The 21,390-nt window shown below is 38.3% G+C and carries 23 protein-coding genes, 1 tRNA gene and 1 pseudogene; 15 read left to right on the forward strand and 10 right to left on the reverse strand.

What is annotated here, in order from left to right; translation table 11 throughout:
• Window positions 1–28: 28 nt before the first annotated feature.
• From ACLFMM_RS01160 to ACLFMM_RS01185, 6 genes are all read left to right on the forward strand, one after another.
• Window positions 29–1,126 carry a citrate/2-methylcitrate synthase gene (locus tag ACLFMM_RS01160; RefSeq protein WP_410806880.1) on the forward strand — a complete coding sequence of 366 codons (1,098 nt, stop codon included), beginning with the start codon at window positions 29–31 and terminating at the stop codon, window positions 1,124–1,126.
• A 22-nt stretch (window positions 1,127–1,148) separates the two neighbouring features.
• Window positions 1,149–3,929: an aconitate hydratase AcnA gene (acnA, locus tag ACLFMM_RS01165; protein WP_410806881.1), complete on the forward strand. Its 2,781-nt coding sequence runs from the start codon at window positions 1,149–1,151 to the stop codon at window positions 3,927–3,929.
• Window positions 3,930–4,099: 170 nt separating this feature from the next.
• On the forward strand, window positions 4,100–4,252 hold the full coding sequence (locus ACLFMM_RS01170) for a hypothetical protein (protein ID WP_410806882.1): 153 nt from the start codon (window positions 4,100–4,102) through the stop codon (window positions 4,250–4,252).
• Entirely contained in the window at window positions 4,253–4,519 is a 267-nt protein-coding gene (locus ACLFMM_RS01175) for a lamin tail domain-containing protein (protein WP_410806883.1), read from the forward strand.
• A 61-nt stretch (window positions 4,520–4,580) separates the two neighbouring features.
• Window positions 4,581–5,777, forward strand: coding sequence for a M20 metallopeptidase family protein (locus tag ACLFMM_RS01180; protein ID WP_410806884.1), 1,197 nt, complete (start codon window positions 4,581–4,583; stop codon window positions 5,775–5,777).
• A complete protein-coding gene (locus ACLFMM_RS01185) occupies window positions 5,774–6,220 on the forward strand; it encodes a GNAT family N-acetyltransferase (protein ID WP_410806885.1) in 447 nt (148 codons plus the stop codon). The genes ACLFMM_RS01180 and ACLFMM_RS01185 overlap by 4 nt, the downstream gene beginning before the upstream one ends.
• Here ACLFMM_RS01185 and ACLFMM_RS01190 read toward each other — a convergent pair.
• The 3 genes from ACLFMM_RS01190 to ACLFMM_RS01200 form a co-directional block, all read right to left on the reverse strand.
• Entirely contained in the window at window positions 6,214–8,136 is a 1,923-nt protein-coding gene (locus ACLFMM_RS01190; RefSeq protein ID WP_410806886.1) for a glycoside hydrolase family 15 protein, read from the reverse strand. The two genes, ACLFMM_RS01185 and ACLFMM_RS01190, sit on opposite strands and share 7 nt — an antisense overlap.
• Window positions 8,137–8,207: 71 nt before the next feature.
• Window positions 8,208–8,660, reverse strand: a complete 453-nt coding sequence (locus ACLFMM_RS01195) for an N-acetyltransferase (protein ID WP_410806887.1) — start codon at window positions 8,658–8,660, stop codon at window positions 8,208–8,210.
• A 45-nt stretch (window positions 8,661–8,705) separates the two neighbouring features.
• A tRNA-Arg gene (locus ACLFMM_RS01200) sits at window positions 8,706–8,780 on the reverse strand.
• A 168-nt stretch (window positions 8,781–8,948) separates the two neighbouring features.
• Here ACLFMM_RS01200 and ACLFMM_RS01205 point away from each other — a divergent pair.
• Both ACLFMM_RS01205 and ACLFMM_RS01210 read left to right on the forward strand, forming a co-directional pair.
• Complete coding sequence (locus ACLFMM_RS01205; RefSeq protein WP_410806888.1) at window positions 8,949–9,404, forward strand: hypothetical protein; 456 nt, start codon at window positions 8,949–8,951, stop codon at window positions 9,402–9,404.
• Between the two features lie 118 nt (window positions 9,405–9,522).
• Complete coding sequence (locus tag ACLFMM_RS01210; RefSeq protein WP_410806889.1) at window positions 9,523–10,083, forward strand: class I SAM-dependent methyltransferase; 561 nt, start codon at window positions 9,523–9,525, stop codon at window positions 10,081–10,083.
• Window positions 10,084–10,090: 7 nt separating this feature from the next.
• On the opposite strand, the gene ACLFMM_RS01215 is transcribed toward ACLFMM_RS01210, so the two are convergent.
• The gene (locus ACLFMM_RS01215) at window positions 10,091–11,458 is read right to left on the reverse strand and encodes a monomethylamine:corrinoid methyltransferase (protein WP_410806890.1); all 1,368 of its coding nucleotides are present in this window, start codon (window positions 11,456–11,458) and stop codon (window positions 10,091–10,093) included.
• 200 nt (window positions 11,459–11,658) lie between these two features.
• On the opposite strand from ACLFMM_RS01215, the gene ACLFMM_RS01220 reads away from it, so the two are divergent.
• The 7 genes and pseudogenes from ACLFMM_RS01220 (at window position 11,659) to ACLFMM_RS01250 (ending at window position 15,258) form a co-directional block, all read left to right on the forward strand.
• Complete coding sequence (locus tag ACLFMM_RS01220) at window positions 11,659–11,793, forward strand: hypothetical protein (RefSeq protein WP_410806891.1); 135 nt, start codon at window positions 11,659–11,661, stop codon at window positions 11,791–11,793.
• A 181-nt stretch (window positions 11,794–11,974) separates the two neighbouring features.
• Window positions 11,975–12,184 carry a hypothetical protein gene (locus ACLFMM_RS01225; RefSeq protein ID WP_410806892.1) on the forward strand — a complete coding sequence of 70 codons (210 nt, stop codon included), beginning with the start codon at window positions 11,975–11,977 and terminating at the stop codon, window positions 12,182–12,184.
• On the forward strand, window positions 12,181–12,771 hold the full coding sequence (locus ACLFMM_RS01230) for an ABC transporter substrate-binding protein (protein WP_410806893.1): 591 nt from the start codon (window positions 12,181–12,183) through the stop codon (window positions 12,769–12,771). Before ACLFMM_RS01225 ends, ACLFMM_RS01230 begins: the two co-directional genes overlap by 4 nt.
• A gap of 188 nt (window positions 12,772–12,959) precedes the next feature.
• Window positions 12,960–13,934 (forward strand): annotated as a pseudogene (locus tag ACLFMM_RS01235) (FecCD family ABC transporter permease).
• Window positions 13,934–14,455, forward strand: coding sequence for an ABC transporter ATP-binding protein (locus tag ACLFMM_RS01240; protein ID WP_410806894.1), 522 nt, complete (start codon window positions 13,934–13,936; stop codon window positions 14,453–14,455). Before ACLFMM_RS01235 ends, ACLFMM_RS01240 begins: the two are co-directional and overlap by 1 nt.
• A 17-nt stretch (window positions 14,456–14,472) precedes the next feature.
• Window positions 14,473–14,685, forward strand: coding sequence for a hypothetical protein (locus tag ACLFMM_RS01245; RefSeq protein WP_410806895.1), 213 nt, complete (start codon window positions 14,473–14,475; stop codon window positions 14,683–14,685).
• Between the two features lie 72 nt (window positions 14,686–14,757).
• Window positions 14,758–15,258 carry a metal-dependent transcriptional regulator gene (locus ACLFMM_RS01250; RefSeq protein ID WP_410806896.1) on the forward strand — a complete coding sequence of 167 codons (501 nt, stop codon included), beginning with the start codon at window positions 14,758–14,760 and terminating at the stop codon, window positions 15,256–15,258.
• Window positions 15,259–15,275: 17 nt separating this feature from the next.
• On the opposite strand, the gene hdrB is transcribed toward ACLFMM_RS01250, so the two are convergent.
• From hdrB to ACLFMM_RS01280, 6 genes are read right to left on the reverse strand one after another with little or no spacing between them, the layout of a single operon-like run.
• On the reverse strand, window positions 15,276–16,181 hold the full coding sequence (gene hdrB / locus ACLFMM_RS01255; protein WP_410806897.1) for a CoB--CoM heterodisulfide reductase subunit B: 906 nt from the start codon (window positions 16,179–16,181) through the stop codon (window positions 15,276–15,278).
• Between the two features lie 42 nt (window positions 16,182–16,223).
• On the reverse strand, window positions 16,224–16,706 hold the full coding sequence (hdrC, locus tag ACLFMM_RS01260) for a CoB--CoM heterodisulfide reductase subunit C (protein WP_410806898.1): 483 nt from the start codon (window positions 16,704–16,706) through the stop codon (window positions 16,224–16,226).
• A gap of 22 nt (window positions 16,707–16,728) precedes the next feature.
• Entirely contained in the window at window positions 16,729–17,394 is a 666-nt protein-coding gene (gene npdG / locus ACLFMM_RS01265) for an NADPH-dependent F420 reductase (protein WP_410806899.1), read from the reverse strand.
• A gap of 54 nt (window positions 17,395–17,448) precedes the next feature.
• Window positions 17,449–18,186 carry a hypothetical protein gene (locus ACLFMM_RS01270; RefSeq protein WP_410806900.1) on the reverse strand — a complete coding sequence of 246 codons (738 nt, stop codon included), beginning with the start codon at window positions 18,184–18,186 and terminating at the stop codon, window positions 17,449–17,451.
• Between the two features lie 14 nt (window positions 18,187–18,200).
• Entirely contained in the window at window positions 18,201–19,712 is a 1,512-nt protein-coding gene (locus ACLFMM_RS01275) for a glutamate synthase-related protein (protein ID WP_410806901.1), read from the reverse strand.
• 3 nt (window positions 19,713–19,715) lie between these two features.
• Window positions 19,716–20,843: a class II glutamine amidotransferase gene (locus ACLFMM_RS01280; protein WP_410806902.1), complete on the reverse strand. Its 1,128-nt coding sequence runs from the start codon at window positions 20,841–20,843 to the stop codon at window positions 19,716–19,718.
• Window positions 20,844–21,390: the final 547 nt, after the last annotated feature.

Raw genomic sequence — 21,390 nt, forward strand, 5'->3', positions numbered from 1 at the left:
ATAGATATTGCAAGTAGGAGGGTATACATTGGTTGAAATTATAAAAGGTCTACAAGATGTTATTGCGCTGGAAACCCATATTTCATATATAGATGGTGAAAATGGAATTCTTAGATACAGAGGTATCGACATTAATGATTTGGTAAATCTACCATACGATTCTGTTTCATATCTGCTCTTAAAAGGGTCCCTACCGGATGTTACAGAATTGGCTACATTCTCAAAAAAACTAAAAGATGAGCGTGTAATAAATGAAAACCTGATACAGGCAATCAGAACCTGTAACTTTAATATCGAAGCGATGGATGCTTTACGTACAGTGGTTTCTCATATGTCACACTGTGATCCGGATTTAAACGATAATTCCCACGACGCAAATATTCGAAAATCCACCAAGTTAATATCGCGCTTTCCTACAATTGTGGCTTCTTTTTCCCGGATTAAAAATGGGTATGAACCCTTAATGCCTGACACCAACCTGTCCCATGGTGCCAATTTTTTGTATATGTTAAATGGAGAAAAACCTGAAAAAACCGTAACCGAAATCATGGAAAAGGATTTCATCCTTATTGCTGAGCATGAATTAAACGCATCAACCTTTTCAACCCGAATAACTGCATCTACGCTTTCTGACCTCTATTCTGCAATAATATCCGGACTTGGTACTCTTAAAGGTCCACTGCATGGAGGAGCAAGAATGGCTGTTATGAACATGTTGGATGAGGTGGATTCATCGGATGATGCTGAACAGTATGTAATGGATTTAATTGAAAACCACCAGAAAATCATGGGATTTGGGCACAGGGTGTATAAAACCTATGACCCGCGGTCAAATATTTACAAAGGTCTTGCAAAGAAACTGGCAGAAGAAAAGAGTGATACTACTTTATACGAAATTGCGGAAAGGATAGAAAATACCGTCATACGTGAATTGGTGGAAAAACGTAATAAACCGATTTATCCAAACGCTGATTTTTACTCAGGTGTTATATATAAATATCTTGGATTACATCCCAAGCTTGCAACTTCTGTGTTTGCTATTGGAAGAGTATCAGGATGGATAGCTCACTGCCTTGAGCAATATTCAGATAACAAACTTATAAGACCAAGAGCAAGGTCTGTTTAATCAAATTCGAAAAGGTGAGACAATGGGTATTGAATATGACCCTTTTGATGCTAAAGATTTTATCGATACAAATAATAAAAAAGTAGCAATATATCGTTTGAATAGGCTTGAAGAACTTGGAATAGGTCACATATCAAAATTACCAAATTCCATTAAAGTATTACTGGAATCATTATTAAGAAACATAGATGGAAAAATAATAACAGAGGATGATGTAAAAGCACTTGCAGAATGGGATCCAAATAATGTTTCAAAACATGAAATTCCTTTTATCCCTTCAAGAGTACTAATGCAGGATTTTACAGGTGTCCCGGCAGTTGTGGATATAACAGCCATGAGGTCAGCCATTCAGAGAGAAGGAGGGGACTCTTCAAGGATAAACCCAGTGACTCCCGCAGACCTTGTGATTGACCATTCTGTACAGATAGATTATTTTGGAACTAATTATTCCAGAAAATACAATGAAGAAAAAGAATTTGAACGCAACCATGAGCGTTATTCTCTTTTGAAATGGGCACAGAGATCGTTTAACAATTTCCAGGTTGTCCCTCCGGGAAGAGGTATCATTCATCAGGTAAACCTTGAACATCTTGCTCCACTAGTACATTTTAAGAATACCGAAGACAGTGATGAAACAGTTGCCTATCCGGACACACTTGTGGGGACCGATTCACATACAACTATGATAAACGGACTTGGTGTCCTCGGGTGGGGTGTTGGTGGTATAGAAGCGGAAGCTGTCATGTTGGGTCAGCCGTATTACATGTCCATTCCCGAAGTTGTAGGATTTAGATTAGATGGAGAATTACAGGAAGGAGTGACAGCAACCGACCTTGTACTTACTGTAACCCAGATGTTAAGAGAGCATGGGGTAGTAGGTAAGTTCGTTGAATTCTATGGACCTGGGCTGGACAAATTAAGTCTTCCGGACCGAGCTACATTGGCAAATATGGCACCTGAATATGGAGCTACAATGGGTTATTTCCCTATTGATGAAGAAACTTTGGAATACCTGAAACTGACAGGAAGAAGTAGTGAACATGTGGATATGGTTCGAAAATACGTCAGGGAGCAGGGACTACTGTTTGATTCTCAGAATGAAGGCCCGATGTTCAGTGATAAGCTGAAACTTGATATGAGTACTGTTGAACCCAGTATAGCTGGTCCCAAGCGACCTTATGATCGAATATCCATTGAAAATATGTCTGAGCATTTCCATAACCTCATGAAAAAAACCTTTGCTGAAAGAAGAGGAGAAAAAGTACCTCATGGGGATGATTCTGATTATAACAGATGGCTTGAGGAAGGTGGCAATATAAGTGATGTTCATTCACAACCGACCCATCATACAAGCTACATCAAATGCAGAGATGCGTTCACATCCATTACACATGGAGCAGTAGCAATTGCATCCATTACTTCCTGCACAAACACATCAAATCCATCGGTCTTAATAGGTGCTGGATTACTGGCCAAAAAAGCAGTTGAACACGGACTTGACGTCAAACCCTATGTTAAAACAAGCCTTGCACCGGGTTCCAGAGTCGTTACCAATTACCTTAAAAAATCTGACCTTTTACCATATCTTGAAGCACTGGGTTTCCATCTGGTTGGTTATGGTTGTGCAACCTGTATAGGAAATAGCGGACCAATAAATGAAAGTGTGGCAAATGAGGTAAAAAAGAAGGACCTGACAGTAGTATCTGTACTCAGTGGAAACAGAAATTTTGAAGGGCGTATAAACCCGTACATCAAAGCCAATTATCTGACTTCACCGATGCTTGTTGTTGCCTATGCACTGGCAGGGACAGTAGACATCGACCTGAAAAATGAATCACTGGGATGTGACCCGAACGGTCTACCGGTTTATTTAAAGGATATCTGGCCAACGCAGGATGAAATTAATCTGGTCATCAAAAACACTATCGACGCCTGGATGTTTAAGAATGAATATTCACATGTTATGGAGGGTACAGAACTGTGGAACAGCATCGATGTTCCAAATGAAAATCAGTATCAATGGGACGATGAATCCACTTATATACAGGAGCCCCCGTTTTTCAAGAATTTCCCGTATGAGACACCTCAATTAAAGGATATTAAAGGTGCAAGGGTTCTGGTATATCTGGGTGACAACATCACAACTGACCATATATCACCCGCCGGAGCTATTCCTGTTGACAGCCCTGCAGGGCAATATTTGCTAAACCATGGTATTGATGAGAAGGATTTCAACACCTACGGTTCCAGGAGAGGAAACCATGAAGTAATGATGAGAGGTACATTTGGAAACATACGTCTCAATAACAAACTGGTAGAGAAGAATGGTGGATGGACTCTATATCATCCAACAGGAGAAGAAATGAGCATCTACAACGCTGTGATGAATTACCAGGATAACAATATACCACTGATTGTAATTGCCGGAAAAGAATACGGCACAGGAAGTTCCCGGGACTGGGCTGCTAAAGGTACACAGTTGTTAGGTGTCAAAGCAGTGATAGCAGAATCCTTTGAAAGAATTCACCGCAGCAACCTCGTTGGGATGGGAGTTCTGCCGCTTCAATTCAAAGAAGGTGAAAATTCAGAGACACTGGGATTAAATGGCGATGAAACCTATGATATCCGGGGCATAGAAAACATCACCCCGGATGGTGAACTTGAAGTTATAGTCAAATCCGAAAAAGGTGAAAAATCCACATTTAAAGTAGATGTCAGACTGTATTCTGATATAGAGTTAGAGTATTACCAACATGGTGGAATCCTGCACAAGTTCCTTAGAAACCTTTTAAATGAGAATTAAAGCTGGTCATATACCAGCTATTTTTTCCTTAACAAATAAGCCATTTGACAATAATTTTTTTTTATAGTTGTTAGGATAGAATTTTTAAAATCTGATAAAATTTCTTGATGGATGGCTAAATTGTTGTTCAGGACAACGTTGCCACATCTCTGGTTATAGGTATTGTCATTATGTTCGTGCTTACTGTCGCATTAGCTACAACTTTCGTATCTCTTGTTTTTGGATTTACTGATCCACAATACCAATTTTTAGAGTCGGAAAACGGTGGAGTATATATAAGCGACTTTGAACTGGGCGAAGGCAATGAAACCAATGGTGAATGAGTGACTATCAGTAATAATCGAAAATTTACCACAAACCTTCAAGGCTGGACTATTAAAGATTGTGAAACGGTTTACAGCTATACCTACACACTTCCATCCTGCAATCTGAACACAGGAGATTCGATAACTGTTTACGCAGGTAATGGTCTAAACACCAGCAATAGTATATATCTATGGCAGGAAAAATGTATATGGAACAATAGTGGAGACAAGGTCTATCTTTATGATTCAGATGGGAACCTTATAGATACACTGAAACAACATTGATTTGTGATGACTATTATACAGGAATTACCTGTTAAAACAAAATAAATTCGAGGACATCTACTTGACATCGTTTGAAAAATGGATCATCAATATTCGCCGTAAGTTCCACCGTTATCCGGAGCCAAGTTTTGAAGAATATCGTACTCAACAAAGGATAATTGAAATTCTTAATAGATTGGGTATTGAATCAGATAGGATAGCCGGTACAGGAGTAGTAGCAACGATTAATGGAAACTCACCGGGTCCGTGTATAGCTCTAAGGGCTGACATGGATGCACTCAGGGTTAAAGAAGAACAAACCGATTTAAACAGAGATTATATATCACAGAATGAAGGAATCATGCATGCCTGCGGGCATGACGGTCATATGGCTATTGTTCTGGGTGCTGCCCGATATTTAAATGAAATAAGAAATCAGTTTTCTGGAAGTGTCCGATTGGTTTTCCAACCAGCAGAAGAACAACCACCTGGGGGAGCATCAAAAATCATCGAGGAAGGAGGAATTGATGATGTAGATGCGATTGTCGGATTACATATATTCGGTGATATGGATTTTGGCAAAATCAAGTTCAAATCAGGATGTTTCATGGCAAGTTCAAACCGTCTTAATTTAAGTATCTTTGGAAAAGGAGGGCATCATTCAAACCCGGGGGATTGTATAGACCCAGTTTTTATAGCTTCAGATTTTTTAAGTTCAATACATACCGAAATTCAAAAACAAATCAATCCTTCAAAATACGCTATGGGTATTGGAAAAATTGAAGGTGGTGAACAGTTCAACCGGACTATGGACAGAATCGATATAACCGGTAGCTTACGGACATTTTATGATGAAGATATCGATTTAATCAAATCAATTATAAAACAAAAACTTGATAGTTTGATGAACGATTATTCTATAGATGGCATTTCTGATGCTCCTGAGTATGAATTTGAAATCCTTCGTGCATATCCTGTACTTAACAATGATGAAAAATTTACCAGTGCAGCCTACAACCTGTTGAAAGAAAAATTCCCTGAATTTGAAACTGATAACAATTCCAAACCTCTGTTTGGTGCCGAAGATTTTGCTTTTTACGTCAAAAAAATACCCGGATTCTATTTTACAGTCGGAACAAAAAATGTCCAGAAAAATATTGTTGAAATAAATCATTCCAGTAAATTCGATATAGATGAAGAAGTACTTATAATTGGAGCTCATATCCTCAAAACTATCACAATAGATTTTTTGAATAACCCACAGGACTATCTACAATGATTGTCAAGACCTGCAACAGATATCAGAACAACCAGATTAAAAATCTGATTATGGATGTCCTCAGTGAACACGGGTTTGAATATGACCCTGAAAAAGATTATGATCTTGAAGATATTAAACAGTATTATCTGAATGATGGTTCTGTTTTTTATACCGGGATTGTTGATGGTAAGATTATTGGTACAGGTGCTGTTAAAAGGATTGATAATGATAGGTGCGAAATAAAACGAATATACATTAAAAAGGGATTCAGAAATAAGGGTTATGGTACGAAGCTTTTTGACGAAACGCTTGAATTTGCCAAAAAACATTATAAAACTGCTACAATTAAAACCGATGTTGCATTAAGAAAGGCTGTTAACCTATATTTAAAAAAAGGTTTTGTTATTACACATTTAGATACAGAAAATAAAATAGTGTACCTGAGAAAATATTTTCATTGAAGTTTGCAGTAATTTTCAGTAATAGCTTTTAAATATTCATATACCGCAAGAACAAAGGAACTGTGAGACCACATCAATGGGAGCACCGATTTCAGGGAACCGTCGTTTGCAACCTGTTCTGACATCAAACCGGTTGTAGGGTGACTGTTATCAGCGCACCAGTTTATAAGGTCCATAGCTCTGTCAAGATTACCTATAGCTATATGCCACTGTGCCACCCACAGAGTACATATAATCCAGCTGTTCATGTGCCCCATGTAATTATCGTCCACATATCTGGCTATTCCTCCGGATGGGCGGGAGAGTTTATTTTCGATTGCTTTCATGGTATTTACTACTCGTTCATCATCCGGTGGAAGTATTCCAAAATACCAGACACCGAATATGGATGAATCTACAGTTGAGTCATTGAGTGAACGTTTAAAACGTTTTTCCTCTTTATCGTAGAGATATTCTATTATAGCGTTTTTCACTTTTTGAGCTGATTTGGACCAGTATTCAAATTCCATATCATGCCCAAGAGCTTTTGCAATTTCTGCTGCACCATGAAGACCGGCATATACGGTACAGGCACTGTAAGTATGTACACCTTTGCGTTCCTCCCAAAGATCAAAACTTGAAATTGGTAATCCATCAGAATCTATCGATCTGGCCAGATAATTGGCGGCAGGAACTACTATTGACATAAAATATCTCCCGATTGTCCAGACATTTCGTGACATCAACCAGTTATTATAGAGTGCGTAAAGAGGAAGTCCTGTTTCATCAATCTGAATCATCGGTACCGGATGCCATGTGCTCCCAAAATCACCAGCAGGTGTGTATTTATGAAGGAAATAACCTTTTCCAGATATTATCTTTGAATAAAAATCAAAAACTTCCAGGCTCAGATTATGATATTTTGCACTATCAAGCGCAACAACTGCCCATGAAGCGTCACGCGGCCAGCAGTAGGTATAATAATCCGCCCCAAACTGTTTTATATCGGTATCACACGAGGCAATTACAGAACCGTTTATATCCATGTGAGATATGGTTGCAAGAAGGCTGCGATAAAACATCCGTCTGATTTTATCAGGAAGCTGGTCCAACGTTCTATATTCTGGGAATATAGTAAAGCGTTCGATGAAAGAGTTCCAGAAATTGAATGCTTTACGAAAGAGTGAATTGTAATCTGGGTTTTTAATTCTGTTATGTATCCTTACCGTACTGGTATAATTTTCACCGGTTGCTATCCAGAAATGAATCTCTTTCGATTGACCGGGTTGTAGATCGGATATCGTCCATCCTATCGTTGAATCTACTGAGCCGTGTGCAACGACGTTACCACTAAGTTGTCCGTCATCTTCCATATCCTTCCATGTACCTTCAAAACCGTTCCATTCAGCATCCCCCACAGCCCACTGGTCAAACACGGGATAACTGCTGTGAAGGAAATAGCGGTTGCGTTTATAATGAACCAGGAAATCCCTGTCCACAACAGCTGTTTCTGCAAGTTTATCTTCAAGTATCCTGTAATTGTGAGTGGAAAAAAATCGCAGGTTTCTGGGTTTATCTGATGTATTTTTTATTTCAAAAATCCGGTAAAAATAATTGATAGACGGATGGATGGCATCATAAATATGAACTTCAAGACCTATATCAGAATTTTCAAAAATCGTTTCCCCTATGTTGGATATATAACCATTTGAAAGATTCTGTTTATCAGTTACCTCTGTTTTTTTAGAGGTACCCGGTATTATAAAATTTCTGGAAAAATTTGATTTATATATCTGCTTGAGTTCCCAGTTTTCAAGCCAGCTGCAATTAAGGTTATCAAGGTCACATACACCAATACGTATTGATTTTCCGTGGTTTTCCTGACCTACATAGGGGTAATAAAGGTCTCTAATTACGCCCTTTTCATCTTCTCCCACAAGGAATTGTCCATTACTGAATACAAGAGGTCTGATATTTTTCCCTCACTATTAATGATGGTTTATTATTTTTAACTTAATTTTTTTACAAGTGGAATTTCATCACATTCCGGGAATTTGGGACATTTTATACATCCATTCCAGATTTTATGTGGAAGTGATGATTTTTCAACCCGGTGAAATCCTTTTTTTTCAAAGAATTCAGGAACGCAGGTAAGAGTAAATACTGTTCCCACATCAAGTGCATGGTCATCCTCAAGGCAGACATTTAACAATTTTGATCCTATACCATTGTTGCGGTACTCAGGTTTTACAGCAAATGACAGAATTTCAGCAAGGTCTTCCCACATTACATGCAAAGCACAGCAACCAACTACCTCGCTATTGATTTCATAAACATAGAAATCACGTATTGATTCATAAAGTTCACTGTATGAACGTGCAAGCATAAGCCCTTCTTTTGCATAACCATTAACCATAGTTTTAATTGTTTTTACATCTTTAACTTTTGCTTTTCGAATCAAATACCGCAATACCACCTATCTGAAGTGATTATTAAAGAATTAAAACGGGCGTGAAGGGATTTGAACCCTTGATTTACAGCTTAGGAGGCTGTCGCCATATCCTGACTAGGCCACACGCCCAGATGGGTGAAAATGTAGGCTCATATTTTAAACCTGTTGGTTCCTATATCAGTAAGACCTGAATGGATAGAAATTATATAAAAGTTTGTTTAAATATAATAAATTTACAGTCCAGATTTTAGGAAGAGTTTTAAGTAAGAAATGAATAATTATTTAATGGGGAGCACTATGAATAGGACATTTAAAACATTTTCAATAATGCTTATTTCAATTTTAGTTCTCAGTATTTCAGGATGCTTTGATACAGAGAATAATAACCAGACACCTGATGAAAATAACGAATCAGAAAATAATGAATACATTTACAAAACAGCCAATATAGAAAACATCGAAATTAACATAAAGGAATCACTTCCTGTTCAGGTAAGGGTTATGGCAGAGGGATATTTCTCTGATGGATGTACTCAAATTCATGAAATCGAAAAAGAAAGAAAGAAGAACAATTTCAATGTCACAATTACAACAAAACGTCCGAAAGACAAAATCTGTACCCAGCAAATCGTACCATTTGAAGAAAATATATCGCTTGATGTTGAAGGATTAAAAGCAGGAGTTTATAACGTAAGTGTCAACGGAGTAAACAGTAGTTTTGAATTGACAACTGATAATGTTGTTCAAGATTGATATAGGAACTGATACCATCCCTATAGACAAAAAATCTCTGAATGAACAGTATAAACAATGAGAAAAAACGTTTTCGCAACACAGTGAAAGATTCGGTGATGTGCCCAGTGTACCTGCCATGGAAGCAATTAAACTATTTAAAAAAGAACATAAAAACAGAATACTGGAACTGGGTGGTGGACAGGGTAGAGACACTATCAACTTTGCTCAAAACGGTTTTAAAGTTGATGTAATCGATTATACTAAAAAAGGTATTGATACAATACAGGAAAAAGCAAAATTTCAGGGTTTATCCGGATGTATAAATTCCATCCAGCATGATGTTAGAAAACCTCTTCCTTTTGAAGATGAAACATTTGATGGGTGCTATTCTCATATGCTGTATTGTATGGCATTGACAACTTCAGAAATTGAATTCATCACAAATGAGTTATGGAGAGTTTTAAAACCCGGCGGACTGTATATATACACTGTAAGGAACAAAAATGATGCTGATTACGGAAACGGTATACATATGGGAGAAGACCTGTACGAAATAAGGAAGGGATTCATTGTACATTTTTTTGACAGGAATAAAATACAACATCTGTCCAGAGGTTTTGAAATCATCGATATTGATGAATTTGAAGAAGGTATCCTGCCAAAAAAGCTGTACCGGGTAATTCTTAGAAAAAAATAAGAATAAATTATTGATAACAATAATCCTCTATTTCGGATAATATTCTCTTATAGAGGCTCATATACTCATCAATAGGCTTCATATCGTATTCAGAATTCACCACATAACATTCATTGAATGGTTTTCCTGCAGGTGGATTAGTTAACCTGTCTTCATATTTGTAATATATCTTGCCAACAATTTCGTTCGCATCTGATAGATTGAGGTCTGTAGCCATATAGGCGATTTCACCCATGAATCTGGATTCAAGACCTGTTGAATGGTCTGCAGTCCCTCCGCGAGCTCCTACTGGACCTATCAACATATCCCTGCCACTGACGGTATCAGCAATAGCCTGTGCTGCAGTTTCATAAAACATCATATCTGTACAGCATCCTGCCTGATTCCAGTAATACCTGGCTTTATAATAATTCATGTTGCGTGAGATTGCTATTGATGACAGACTGGAAGCCCATATAATTTCTTTTGTAGATGATGAATTTGTGTTTACATGTATAGCTCCTGAAACATGAAAACTGGCACCAGTGACAAGTTTTGCCTGGATGGTCTCTGCCACATCAACTATAGCTAATCCCGGTGCAGATGCTATTGATGCACCTCCGAAAATAGGGCACTGACCCGAAAGATAATGGTTCCCATGTTCCTGATGATAGATGGATTTATAGAATGTTTCATAATCAGTTTTCAATTCATCCAGCTGGGATACTTCCTGTGGGTCGTATTTAGAATATAGTTCGTCATCCGATACAAGCATATACGCCTGTGAAATCGTAGGTGTTCCGGGACCCATTAAAGTAAGTCCTTCTCGTCCTGCTATTTTGGTTGCAAGCTTTTCCAGCCTTGCTTCTTTTAGTGCTGCATACATCTCAAGCGGACTCCTGGGTTTTATCCTTTCTCCACCCAGTTTATCGATTACACCAGCATACAAACCCTGTACTAGTGGCTCATTTGCAGAACTTAAATGAACATTCAGGAAATTTTCCTCTGATACTGTACCACCCATGGGTCCACCTATGATTACTGGAGGTACCGGATCCATTGAGCAGCGCTCAGGAACCGGAATTTTTTCTCTTCGCCTGCCGATTTCAAGTTCTTTGAGAGCGTGAATTGACCTATATATATCATTTTCATCAATGGGTATGGTTCTTTCTGTATCTATGCAATATATTCCGATTGATGACAGGAGTTCCACACCAGCTTCAAAAACCGAATCTGCCAGTTCATCATTATCTGGCACAAAGGATTCACCGTCATAGCTGATATCATATTCACCCGCCAGTTCTTCTGCTTTCTGGAACACCGCCATGTCGTGTTTTGTTTCCTTTTTCTTTTCACCTTCAGTTGCCGATTTGAGATAATTGTATAATTGACTCATTGAAACACCATAATATCTTCGTTTTTGATTATTTATATAACAATAGCATAAAAAACATATTTTAGTTTTTATCACCAGTCAATCATACTTAAATATATTTTTGTTGTACCAAGTGTTACTAATGAATAAATTTATATGAAAAAACTTGTTTACATCTGGTTCAGATAGAAATAAGTGAAAACATGATGAGGTTTATAAAGATGAAAAAGTGGATCGGTGTCATATCAGCGATATTGTTGTTAACAGTAGTTGCAGGTTCTGGATGTATAAATAATACAAGCGCAAACAGCCAATCTGGAGGGGTCTGGTACAGTAACGATTACAGACAGCCTTAGAAGAGAAGTTGAGGTCCCTGAAAGTTCTGAACGAGTTGTATCTCAGGGACCAGGTGCACTCAGATTTCAGTGTTACCTTAATGCCCAGGACAAAGTAGTAGGTGTAGAAAGCATCGAAAAAAGGGAAGAAGAAAACAAACGACCCTACAGGATAGCAAACCCTGAACTCAAAAATAAACCATTGATTGGAGAGTACAGAGGCAATACAGACCCCGAGAAAATCGTTTCGGTTAATCCAGATGTAATTTTCTGGACATATGTGACATCACCAGATGATGCTGATAAATTGCAGCAAAAGACCGGTGTTCCTGTAGTTGCTCTTAACTACGGTACGTTGGGAGCTCACCGTGGTGAAATGTACAAGTCTCTTCGAATAAGGGTGATGTTTTGAATAAAGAAGAAAGAGCTGATGATGTTATACAGTTCTTCAATAATACAATCAAGGATTTGAACGAACGGACTAATAATATTCCTGATGAAGAGAAAAGCAGTGTATATATAGGTGGCATCGCTTATAAAGGACCGCATGGTTTTAAATCAACAGAGCCTGCGTATCCACCTTTTGAATTCATAAATGCAAATAATGTTGCCAATGGTATGGGTACAGACCATGCCGATGCATCTAAAGAATCTATTATTGAATGGGATCCAGAACTGGTCTTTGTAGACCTATCCACCTATGGTACACAACCTTCAGCAGTAGAACAAATCAGAACCGATCCAGCCTATCAGTCATTAACAGCTGTGGAAGAAGGTGAAGTTTATGGAGTACTCCCATACAACTGGTATACCAAAAACTATGGCACAGTGCTGGCAAATGCATATTATCTAGGAACGGTAATCAATCCTGAAAGATTCAGTGATATCAACCCTGAAGAAAAAGCCAATGAAATATACAAGTTTCTGGTATCAGAACCTGTATATGAAGATTTAGAAAAAGGATTTGGGCGAGGCTATGGTAAAATTCCAGTTAACTAACCGGTTTTAATAGCCATTTCCTATTTTCTTTCTAATTTTTATTATTAAAACAACATGGTGTCAGAATGGATTTTATGAACAAAAAAATGAATATTAATGAGGATGTTGAAGGTTTTTCCCTGAATTATAATAAGTATATTAAAAAAAAGATAGCTTTTCTTCTGATATTCTCTCTGTTTCTTATAATAATGTTCCTCTTTTCGATATCAGTAGGTAATTCGATTGTTCCATTAAGCGAAGTTGCAGGAGTACTACTTGGACAACATATCGAAGGATCATCAATCATAATCTGGGACATACGTGTACCCCGAGCACTTGCAGCTATTTCTGCTGGTATAGGATTATCTGTATCAGGTGTAGCACTTCAATCAATATTGAGAAATCCTCTTGGTTCTCCATATACCCTTGGAATCTCCAATGCAACCGCTTTTGGAGCTGCTTTTTCAGTGATAATACTTGGTGCAGGTTCTATGCACAGCACAGGAGATGACACTGTAATAATAAACAACCCTTACATAACTACAATTGTTGCCTTCCTCTGGTCACTTGTTGCAACTTTCATGTTACTGGCAATATCAAAATATAAATGAGCATCACCAGAGGTTATGATTCTTATTGGAGTTGCATTATCTTCACTTTTTACAGCAGGGACAATGTTTTTACAGTATTTTGCCAATGATGTTGAGCTTGCAGTGGTTGTATTCTGGACTTTTGGAGATGTTGGGAGGAGGGGAGATTGGGGAGAACTCGGTATTATAACTGCAGTTGTCGTCCCTGCTACAGTATATTTTTTTCATAACAGATGGAATTACAACGCTATTGATGCCGGTGATGAGACTGCCAGAGGACTTGGTGTTAATGTTGAAAGAATACGACTCTGGGGTATGCTCCTTGCATCCTTTGTAACAGCAATCATCATATCATTTTTTGGAGTAATCGGATTTATAGGTCTGGTATGCCCTCATATAGCACGTCGTTTTATCGGAGATGAACAGCGTTTTCTCATACCTGCTTCCTGCATAACCGGTGGTCTGCTATTATTGGTTTCTGATACAGCAGCACGTTTGATGCTTTCCCCTCATGTATTGCCTGTTGCTATTCTGACCTCCTTTATGGGTGCACCTCTGTTTATCTATCTGCTTGTCAGGGGGTATAGACATTGATGATGGATGTTGATAATTTAGAATTTGGTTACAAGTCAGGGAACGTCCTGAAAGACATCGGTTTTGAATTAAAACATGGAGAATTTCTTGCGATCCTGGGACCAAACAGAGTTGGTAAAACAACTCTGCTCCGCTGTATCAACAATATCCTATCTCCAAAGAAGGGTACAATTGAAGTTGAAGGTGAAGAAATATTATCAATGAAGAATGAGGAAATCGCAAGACGTCTAGGATACGTCCCCCAGCGTTCAAAGGTTGGAAGGCTCACTGCTTTTGACGCGATACTTCTGGGTAGAAAACCTCATATGGGATTCAATATTAAAAAGCAAGATTTTAGAATTGTTAATTATGTAATAAAAAAACTGGAGCTGAAAGAATTATCACTTCGACACATCGATGAATTAAGTGGTGGAGAACTACAAAAAGTAATGTTTGCAAGAGCACTGGTACAGGAACCAAAAGTATTGCTCCTGATGAGCCTACAAGTAGCCTTGATCTTAAAAATCAGCTGGAGATATTAAACACTGTAAGGCAAACAGTGGATGAAAACCAAATATCAGCGGTTTTTACAATGCATGACCTCAACCTTGCTTTACGTTTTGCAGACCGCTATGTTCTTGGTAAAGATGGAAGAGTATTCAAACATGGTGGTAAAGATATAATAACACCAGAAAATATCGAGCAGGTCTATGAAGTAAAAGTTGATGTGGAAAACATAAATGGATATCAGGTTGTTATACCCAGCAATTGATAACGATACATTTATATAAAATACCATCAAATATCCGAATATAATTTGGACATCCAAAAATTGTTGGTTATTATGACAACTGAACGAACTGAAGATTATTTAAAAACCATTGAAGCAGTGATATCCAAAAAGGGGTACGCTCAAGTAAAAGATATTTCTGCGGCTCTTGGAACCACTCCGTCAAGTGTTACCGGAATGTTCCAGAAACTGAAAAATGATGGGTACATAAATTACGAAAAATACGGCGGTGTTACACTAACTGCAAAGGGTAAGGATATTGCCCAGAATACAAAAGCAAAATATGGAGTTGTGCGGGACTTCCTCACTGTACTTGGTGTAGATAATGATACAGCTGATGAAGATGCATGCAGAATCGAACACGTGTTAACTGATGACACCATCGATATTTTGACAAAATTTATGGATTTTATCCATCAGAATGAAGAGTGCCCATTATGGCTAGACCATTTCAAACACTTTTATGAAACCGGTGAATACATAAAATGCAGTCCTGCGACAAAAGAAAATTGTCCAGTGCATGGGAACAGTACAAACCAGAAATCTGATAAGTGATTACATAGAGGTTTTATTTACTTTTTATTTGAGGCATCTTCAAGTTTTTCAAAAAAACCCTGATTTTTAACATAGTTAAGGTCAATACCAATTTCTGCCGGTGTGTATCCAAAAGCCAGCCCAAGAAGCTGTGTGTAATGCAGAACCGGAATATTATATTCCACCCCAAACTTTTCACCCAGTTCTATCTGTCCTGAATCAAGCTGCATATGGCAGAATGGACAGGCATTAACAATACAATCTATATCTTTGCTTTTTATCTGCGAAAGCTTGTGGTTTGTTATTTCAAGGGCATCATCATGAAGTGCTGAACGAACACCTCCACCTGCTCCACAGCATTCCATTTTATCAGGATAATCTATACTTGTTGCTCCTGTAGCCTCAATCAAATCATCAAAAAATAAAGGTTTTTCTATACTTCCCATTTTTCTTTCTTTTGATGGCTTTACAAGATGACATCCGTAATGCAGTGCTACATTGAGTTTTAGAGGTTTTTCAACCATTTCCCTGATTTTATCGGAACCAGTTTCTTTGTAAAGATATTCAATAATATGTCTGATTTCTATTGTTCCTCTGAATTGTTTGTTGACCTCTTCAAGGTGGAGGTTCGTATCTTTTTTCGATTTTTCATTATTTTTAAGTTCATAATTGGCATCCGCAAGCGAACCATAACAGCCGTTGCATATAGTAAGAATATCCCTTCCCAGTTCCTCTGATATGGCAATATTTCTGCCTGCGATTGCAAGCCATGTAATCTTATCAAACGACCTGAATACACCAGGTGCCGGGCAACATGATGCTTCTGGAAGGTCTACCCAGTCTACACCCAGTTTATCAAGACAGATTTTGGTGGCTTTTTCAATACCTGGATATCGGTTTGGAATGATACATCCAAGAAAAATGGACAGTTTATCAGAGCTCATATATCTACATGATACAATGCATAAAATAATAAATTATTCCTTTTAAGACACAAGTTCATCAAACTTACAGGATTTTAAAAGCTTTTTAATATCATCCAGTGCATCAGGATGCTTATGTACAGTTTCAGGGAGTGAATCCAGCCCAAGATGTTCACGTTTTTGTTTTGTTTCATTGTTAATGGGTACCGCATGACCGGTGTCCAGTAGCAGATGACTTACTTTTCTGTGTTCCGGAAGCATAATACCTTTACGCACGGCAATGGTCCGGATTTCATAGATACCATCTACAATTTTTATACCTCTGGGACATCTTTCCTGACAGGTATAACAGGTAGTACACATCCAGAGGTCTTTGTCATTAAGGACTTCAATCTCATTGCTGGATGCTTTTTTAACAATTTTTCTTATGTTAAAATTCATGTGACGCCCAGATGGGCAGCTACCACTGCATACACCACACTGCATGCATTTAAGAATATCAATTTCGGTTCTTTTCAGTTCTTCAGGAAGGTCTGATTCTTCCATTGTATTCACCATAAATATGGACTCAGGAAAAATTAACTCCCAAGTCATTCAGGTTATTCATTATAGCAAGATTAAGTAGAAGTGGTGTAATGGATTCTACTGTATTTGACACTTCAAGCGGCCCTCCATAAAGAGGACGTAAACAGTTCATCTCTTTTGTGAGGTCGATGATGATTTGTATTACTTCTTCATCATCAGTACAAATCACAGCATCATATCCAAGGTCACAGCTTGTATCTTTCAATTTGCATGACGGTATATTATGGTATACAGATACAACTTTGGTGGATACAGGGACTGCTTCCTTAATCGCAAGTGCTGCAGAACCCTGTTTTGGAGGTGTATATTCAAAATGGTCTCCGACCTTTTTCATGGGGACAACTGGGGTTACAAGTATCTTGTTTTCAAGTTCATTGTACAAGGGTTCAAGGGTATTAAAGACATGTTTGTAAGGAACTGCCAGCACAATTAAATCGGAAACATTTGCTGCATCCTGATTATTCATTCCTCTGATTTCTACTTTTGAAGTATTGAGACCACAGTTTTGCATTTCTGAAAGATATCTACTAGCTGCTTCAATTGCTTTTTCAGGTTTCCTCGAACCAATGATTATCTGGTTTTTTTGAGCCCAACGGATGGCTAATCCTTCACCTATATTACCTGTTCCTCCGATTATTGCGATTATCACTTGTAAGCCTCTCCAACACTACATCAACTATACTGATTATATCCAGCAGAGATGTCAGTACACATATAAATTCTCATAGGGTCTACTAGATAATGGAAGTAGCTTGATAAAAGGCTTACTCATTATTTTGTTAACATCAAATCCAAAATATTCACAGTATTCTGTAAGATATTCTTCCAGTATCTTTTTATCCTCTTCATCAACATTAAGCATTTTTACTTCTTTTCCAAGTGTATCATCTTCAACAGTACCCCGGATATATATTATCCCACCATGCATCCCGGTTGCAAGGTAATCTCCTGTGATTGCATCATTATCAGTATCAAGACCAAGCAGAATAAAAACACCACCTGCCATGTATTCACCAAGAAAATCTTTGGCTGTTCCTCCGGCAATAACTACTGGTATCTGGGACTTATATTCCTTCATATGAATACCGGCACGGTATCCTACATCACCTCTGATATACAGCTTTCCGCCACGCATTCCATAACCTACAACATCACCCACACTTCCATGGACTATAATCTTACCTGTGTTCATAGTGTTTGCAATCATATCCTGTGCATTACCGTTGATAATAAGTGTTGGTCCATTCATAAACACTGCACAGTCGTTTCCAGGTGTACCATTTACTGTGATATTTATATTCTTATTGATACCTGTACCCAGATAACGCTGCCCATTGAGGTTATCAAGTATGAATTCCGTTTCCCCGTCATCTACTGACTCCCTGATGAGTTCATTCAGCCTTCTGTAATATAGCTTCCTGCAATCGAATTTTGTAACCATTGTTTCCACCTTTATTACTGCCCAACACCTGCTGGTTTGACACCAATTAATTCCAGTGTCTTTTCATCGAGTTCATAACCTCGCAATCGTTCACGACTTCCCCGCAGTGATTCTATGGAATTTACACCCAGTGAACCAAGAATTTCTTTTAATTCAAAACTCCATCCAGACAGTAAATTAGAAAGTCTTTGAGCTACTGTTTCAGGATCAAGTCTGCTCACAAGTTCAGGTTTCTGGGTAGCAATACCCCATGCACAGTTACCTGTGTAACATCTCTGGCAGACCCTACAACCCATCGCAATAAGTGCTGCAGTTCCGATTACAGCTGCATCTGCGCCCAGTGCAACAGCTTTTGCAACATCAGCACTACTTCGTATACTTCCTGCACAAAGGATGGATGTTCTGTTTCTTATTCCTTCATCACGAAGACGCTGGTCAACAGTAGCCAGTGCAAGTTCGATTGGGATACCGACATTGTCTCTGATAACCAAAGGTGATGCACCGCTTCCTCCACGATATCCGTCAATTGTCAATACATCTGCTCCTGCACGTACAGCTCCACTAGCGATTGCAGCTACATTATGAACTGCAGAAATCTTGACACCCACTGGTTTTTCATAATTGGTAGCTTCTTTGAGAGCGTAGATAAGCTGTGAAAGGTCTTCTATGGAATATATATCATGATGAGGTGCAGGGGATAGAACATCAGTTCCTGATGGTATCATTCGAGTTTTTGATATTTCCTCACCCACTTTCTCACCAGGTAAATGACCACCTATACCGGGTTTTGCACCCTGACCTATTTTTATTTCAATCATCGAGCAGGTATTGAGATATTTATTGTGTACTCCAAACCTTCCAGATGCCACCTGCACCATTATATTATCAGCGTATGGATAGAGATCTTCATGAAGGCCTCCTTCACCGGTGTTCATGAGGGTTCCTGACCTTCTGGCAGCTATTGCAAGAGCTTTATGAGCATTTAGGCTTACTGCACCATAGGACATCGCCGCAAAAACAACTGGTACATCCAGTTTAACCTGTGGTTGCAATTCAGTAGAAAGCTCAATTTCACCTTCATCATTTTCAACAAATTCCAGATGATCCGGTTTTCTTCCAAGATAGGTACGCAGTTCCATGGGTTCTCTAAGAGGGTCGATGGATGGATTTGTAACCTGACAGGCATCGATTAACAGGTGGTCCCAGATGATTTTATGAGGTCTGGGGTTCCCCATCCCGGAAAGAAGTATGCCGCCGGTATCAGCCTGTCTTTGGATGTTGTTCGTGATTTCAGGTGTCCAATTAGCATTGTATCTAGAACCCCATTGAAAATTACTTATGGTTATCGCATTATCCGGACATTTTGATACACACCTGTAACACGCAACGCACTTGCTGTCATCAGCGATTACTCGATCATTTTCAAACTGAAGAGCTCCGAAACTGCAGTTATTGACACACATCCTGCACTTTCTGCATCTATCGTTATCTATGGATACTCTAAATTCTGGAGGTATATTTGCCATTATTTATTCTACCTCCTCATACAGTTCACCTATAACAGGTGCTCCTGCTTTTGGACTCCAGACAATATCAGGATCAGTTTCAACTTCTCTTATTGCGGATTCTTCAGATGACATATAAAGCATATCGTCTTTTCTGGCGCAGGTCATGGGTCGCAGTTTGATTCTGTCATTAAACCCTACAATGCCTCTGCTATGTCCCAATACAATACTGTACGGACCATTTAAAAGGGCACTACCATAGACCTGTCTTATTGCGGTCATGATTTTTCGTTCACTTTCAGGCATTTTATCTATATTTTTCCAGAACGGTGCTGAAAGCGCATTTATAGCTGTCTCGATTGGCAGGTTATGTCTTCTCACAAGTAAATCAAACAGATAAGCAACAACCTCTGTATCTGTTTTTAGTTCCATCCTGTAACCAAATGGCTCAAGATAGCGTTTATTGATACCATAGGATGATATTTCTCCATTATGTACTATAGACCAGTCCAGAAGACCAAACGGATGTGCACCTCCCCACCATCCAGGTGTATTTGTTGGAAATCTGCCATGTGCAGTCCAGATGTATGCTTTATACTCATCCAGCTTGTAGAAAGTTCCGATGTCTTCCGGATATCCAAGTCCTTTAAATATCCCCATATTTTTACCGGAGGATGCAACAAAGGCCCCACTAATTCTCGAGTTAATCTCCATTACTTTTCCAAAAACATATTCGCTTTCAGAAATAAACTGAGTTTTGCTCTCGGGTACATCTATAAAATACCTCCAGAGTATCGGTGAATCTGTAATCGGATTCATTCCGTATTCAACATTTCTACCTGTGGTATCCTCTTCAAAAACCGCACCAGGACGTGTTGGTATTTCCTCATCAAGAACAATGTAAAAATTGTCCTTCAGGTAATCTTCACAGATACTTTTGGCTTCAAAATTGTCAAACATTATATGGAATGCATATTGTTCTGCATAACGGGGATAAATTCCGTAAGCTGCAAAACCACCACCAAGCCCATTTGAACGATCATGCATAAGAGCAATTGACCTAGTTATTGCACTTCCATCCATACGTTTTCCAGATTCGCTCATCATCGCGGAAATGGAACATCCAGAAGGAATATAACAGCTGGATTTCATTAATTAATACTACCTCTTTATGATTATTATTAGTTAAACAAAATAATATTGCAAAGTACAGATTGAATAAATAAACTCCATCTTTAATGCAGATTTAAACTCCCAATAATATACTGGTCGTGTATTAATATTATCTGTTGTGGTAGCCTATCTTTTCCTAGCAACCGGTAACCTAATGTAGGTTTAATAATAGATAAAAGTTTTGGTTGAAGAGGCTTTGCCTAAAAAGTCCCTTTGCACAAAAAGTTAACGAGTTGCCCAAAAAATAGACAATCTTTAGAAAGTGTCTGCACAAAAAACCTAATTTGTCTACTACAAAAATTGAAATGGCAGATTGATTTATCAGAATAAATGCTATCTAAAACTACATTAACAGGCTTTGACCAAAGGAGTAACAAATCCAATTCGAAAAATTGTAATGGAGTAACGTTAATTTAAAAATGATTGATTATACGGCTCTGTAGAAATCCTATTCTGATAAAACTCTCTAATTCTGAAATGTTTTAAGAAAAGGAGCTCCTTTTTGGTTTTGAACAAAAACCAGAAA

It is taken from the genome of Methanohalobium sp., assembly GCF_046546175.1.
Lineage (GTDB): Archaea > Halobacteriota > Methanosarcinia > Methanosarcinales > Methanosarcinaceae > Methanohalobium.

What these genes read in the sequence shown, in the direction of transcription:
- acnA (WP_410806881.1), top strand. Translation starts at nt 1,149, where the DNA reads ATGGGTATTGAATATGACCCTTTTGATGCTAAAGATTTTATCGATACA.
- ACLFMM_RS01205 (WP_410806888.1), top strand. Translation starts at nt 8,949, where the DNA reads ATGAATAGGACATTTAAAACATTTTCAATAATGCTTATTTCAATTTTA.
- hdrC (WP_410806898.1), bottom strand. Translation starts at nt 16,706, where the DNA reads ATGGAAGAATCAGACCTTCCTGAAGAACTGAAAAGAACCGAAATTGAT.
- ACLFMM_RS01170 (WP_410806882.1), top strand. Translation starts at nt 4,100, where the DNA reads ATGTTCGTGCTTACTGTCGCATTAGCTACAACTTTCGTATCTCTTGTT.
- ACLFMM_RS01275 (WP_410806901.1), bottom strand. Translation starts at nt 19,712, where the DNA reads ATGGCAAATATACCTCCAGAATTTAGAGTATCCATAGATAACGATAGA.
- ACLFMM_RS01210 (WP_410806889.1), top strand. Translation starts at nt 9,523, where the DNA reads ATGGAAGCAATTAAACTATTTAAAAAAGAACATAAAAACAGAATACTG.
- ACLFMM_RS01215 (WP_410806890.1), bottom strand. Translation starts at nt 11,458, where the DNA reads ATGAGTCAATTATACAATTATCTCAAATCGGCAACTGAAGGTGAAAAG.
- hdrB (WP_410806897.1), bottom strand. Translation starts at nt 16,181, where the DNA reads ATGAGCTCTGATAAACTGTCCATTTTTCTTGGATGTATCATTCCAAAC.
- ACLFMM_RS01185 (WP_410806885.1), top strand. Translation starts at nt 5,774, where the DNA reads ATGATTGTCAAGACCTGCAACAGATATCAGAACAACCAGATTAAAAAT.
- ACLFMM_RS01250 (WP_410806896.1), top strand. Translation starts at nt 14,758, where the DNA reads ATGACAACTGAACGAACTGAAGATTATTTAAAAACCATTGAAGCAGTG.
- ACLFMM_RS01270 (WP_410806900.1), bottom strand. Translation starts at nt 18,186, where the DNA reads ATGGTTACAAAATTCGATTGCAGGAAGCTATATTACAGAAGGCTGAAT.
- ACLFMM_RS01240 (WP_410806894.1), top strand. Translation starts at nt 13,934, where the DNA reads ATGATGGATGTTGATAATTTAGAATTTGGTTACAAGTCAGGGAACGTC.
- ACLFMM_RS01220 (WP_410806891.1), top strand. Translation starts at nt 11,659, where the DNA reads ATGAAAAAGTGGATCGGTGTCATATCAGCGATATTGTTGTTAACAGTA.
- ACLFMM_RS01280 (WP_410806902.1), bottom strand. Translation starts at nt 20,843, where the DNA reads ATGAAATCCAGCTGTTATATTCCTTCTGGATGTTCCATTTCCGCGATG.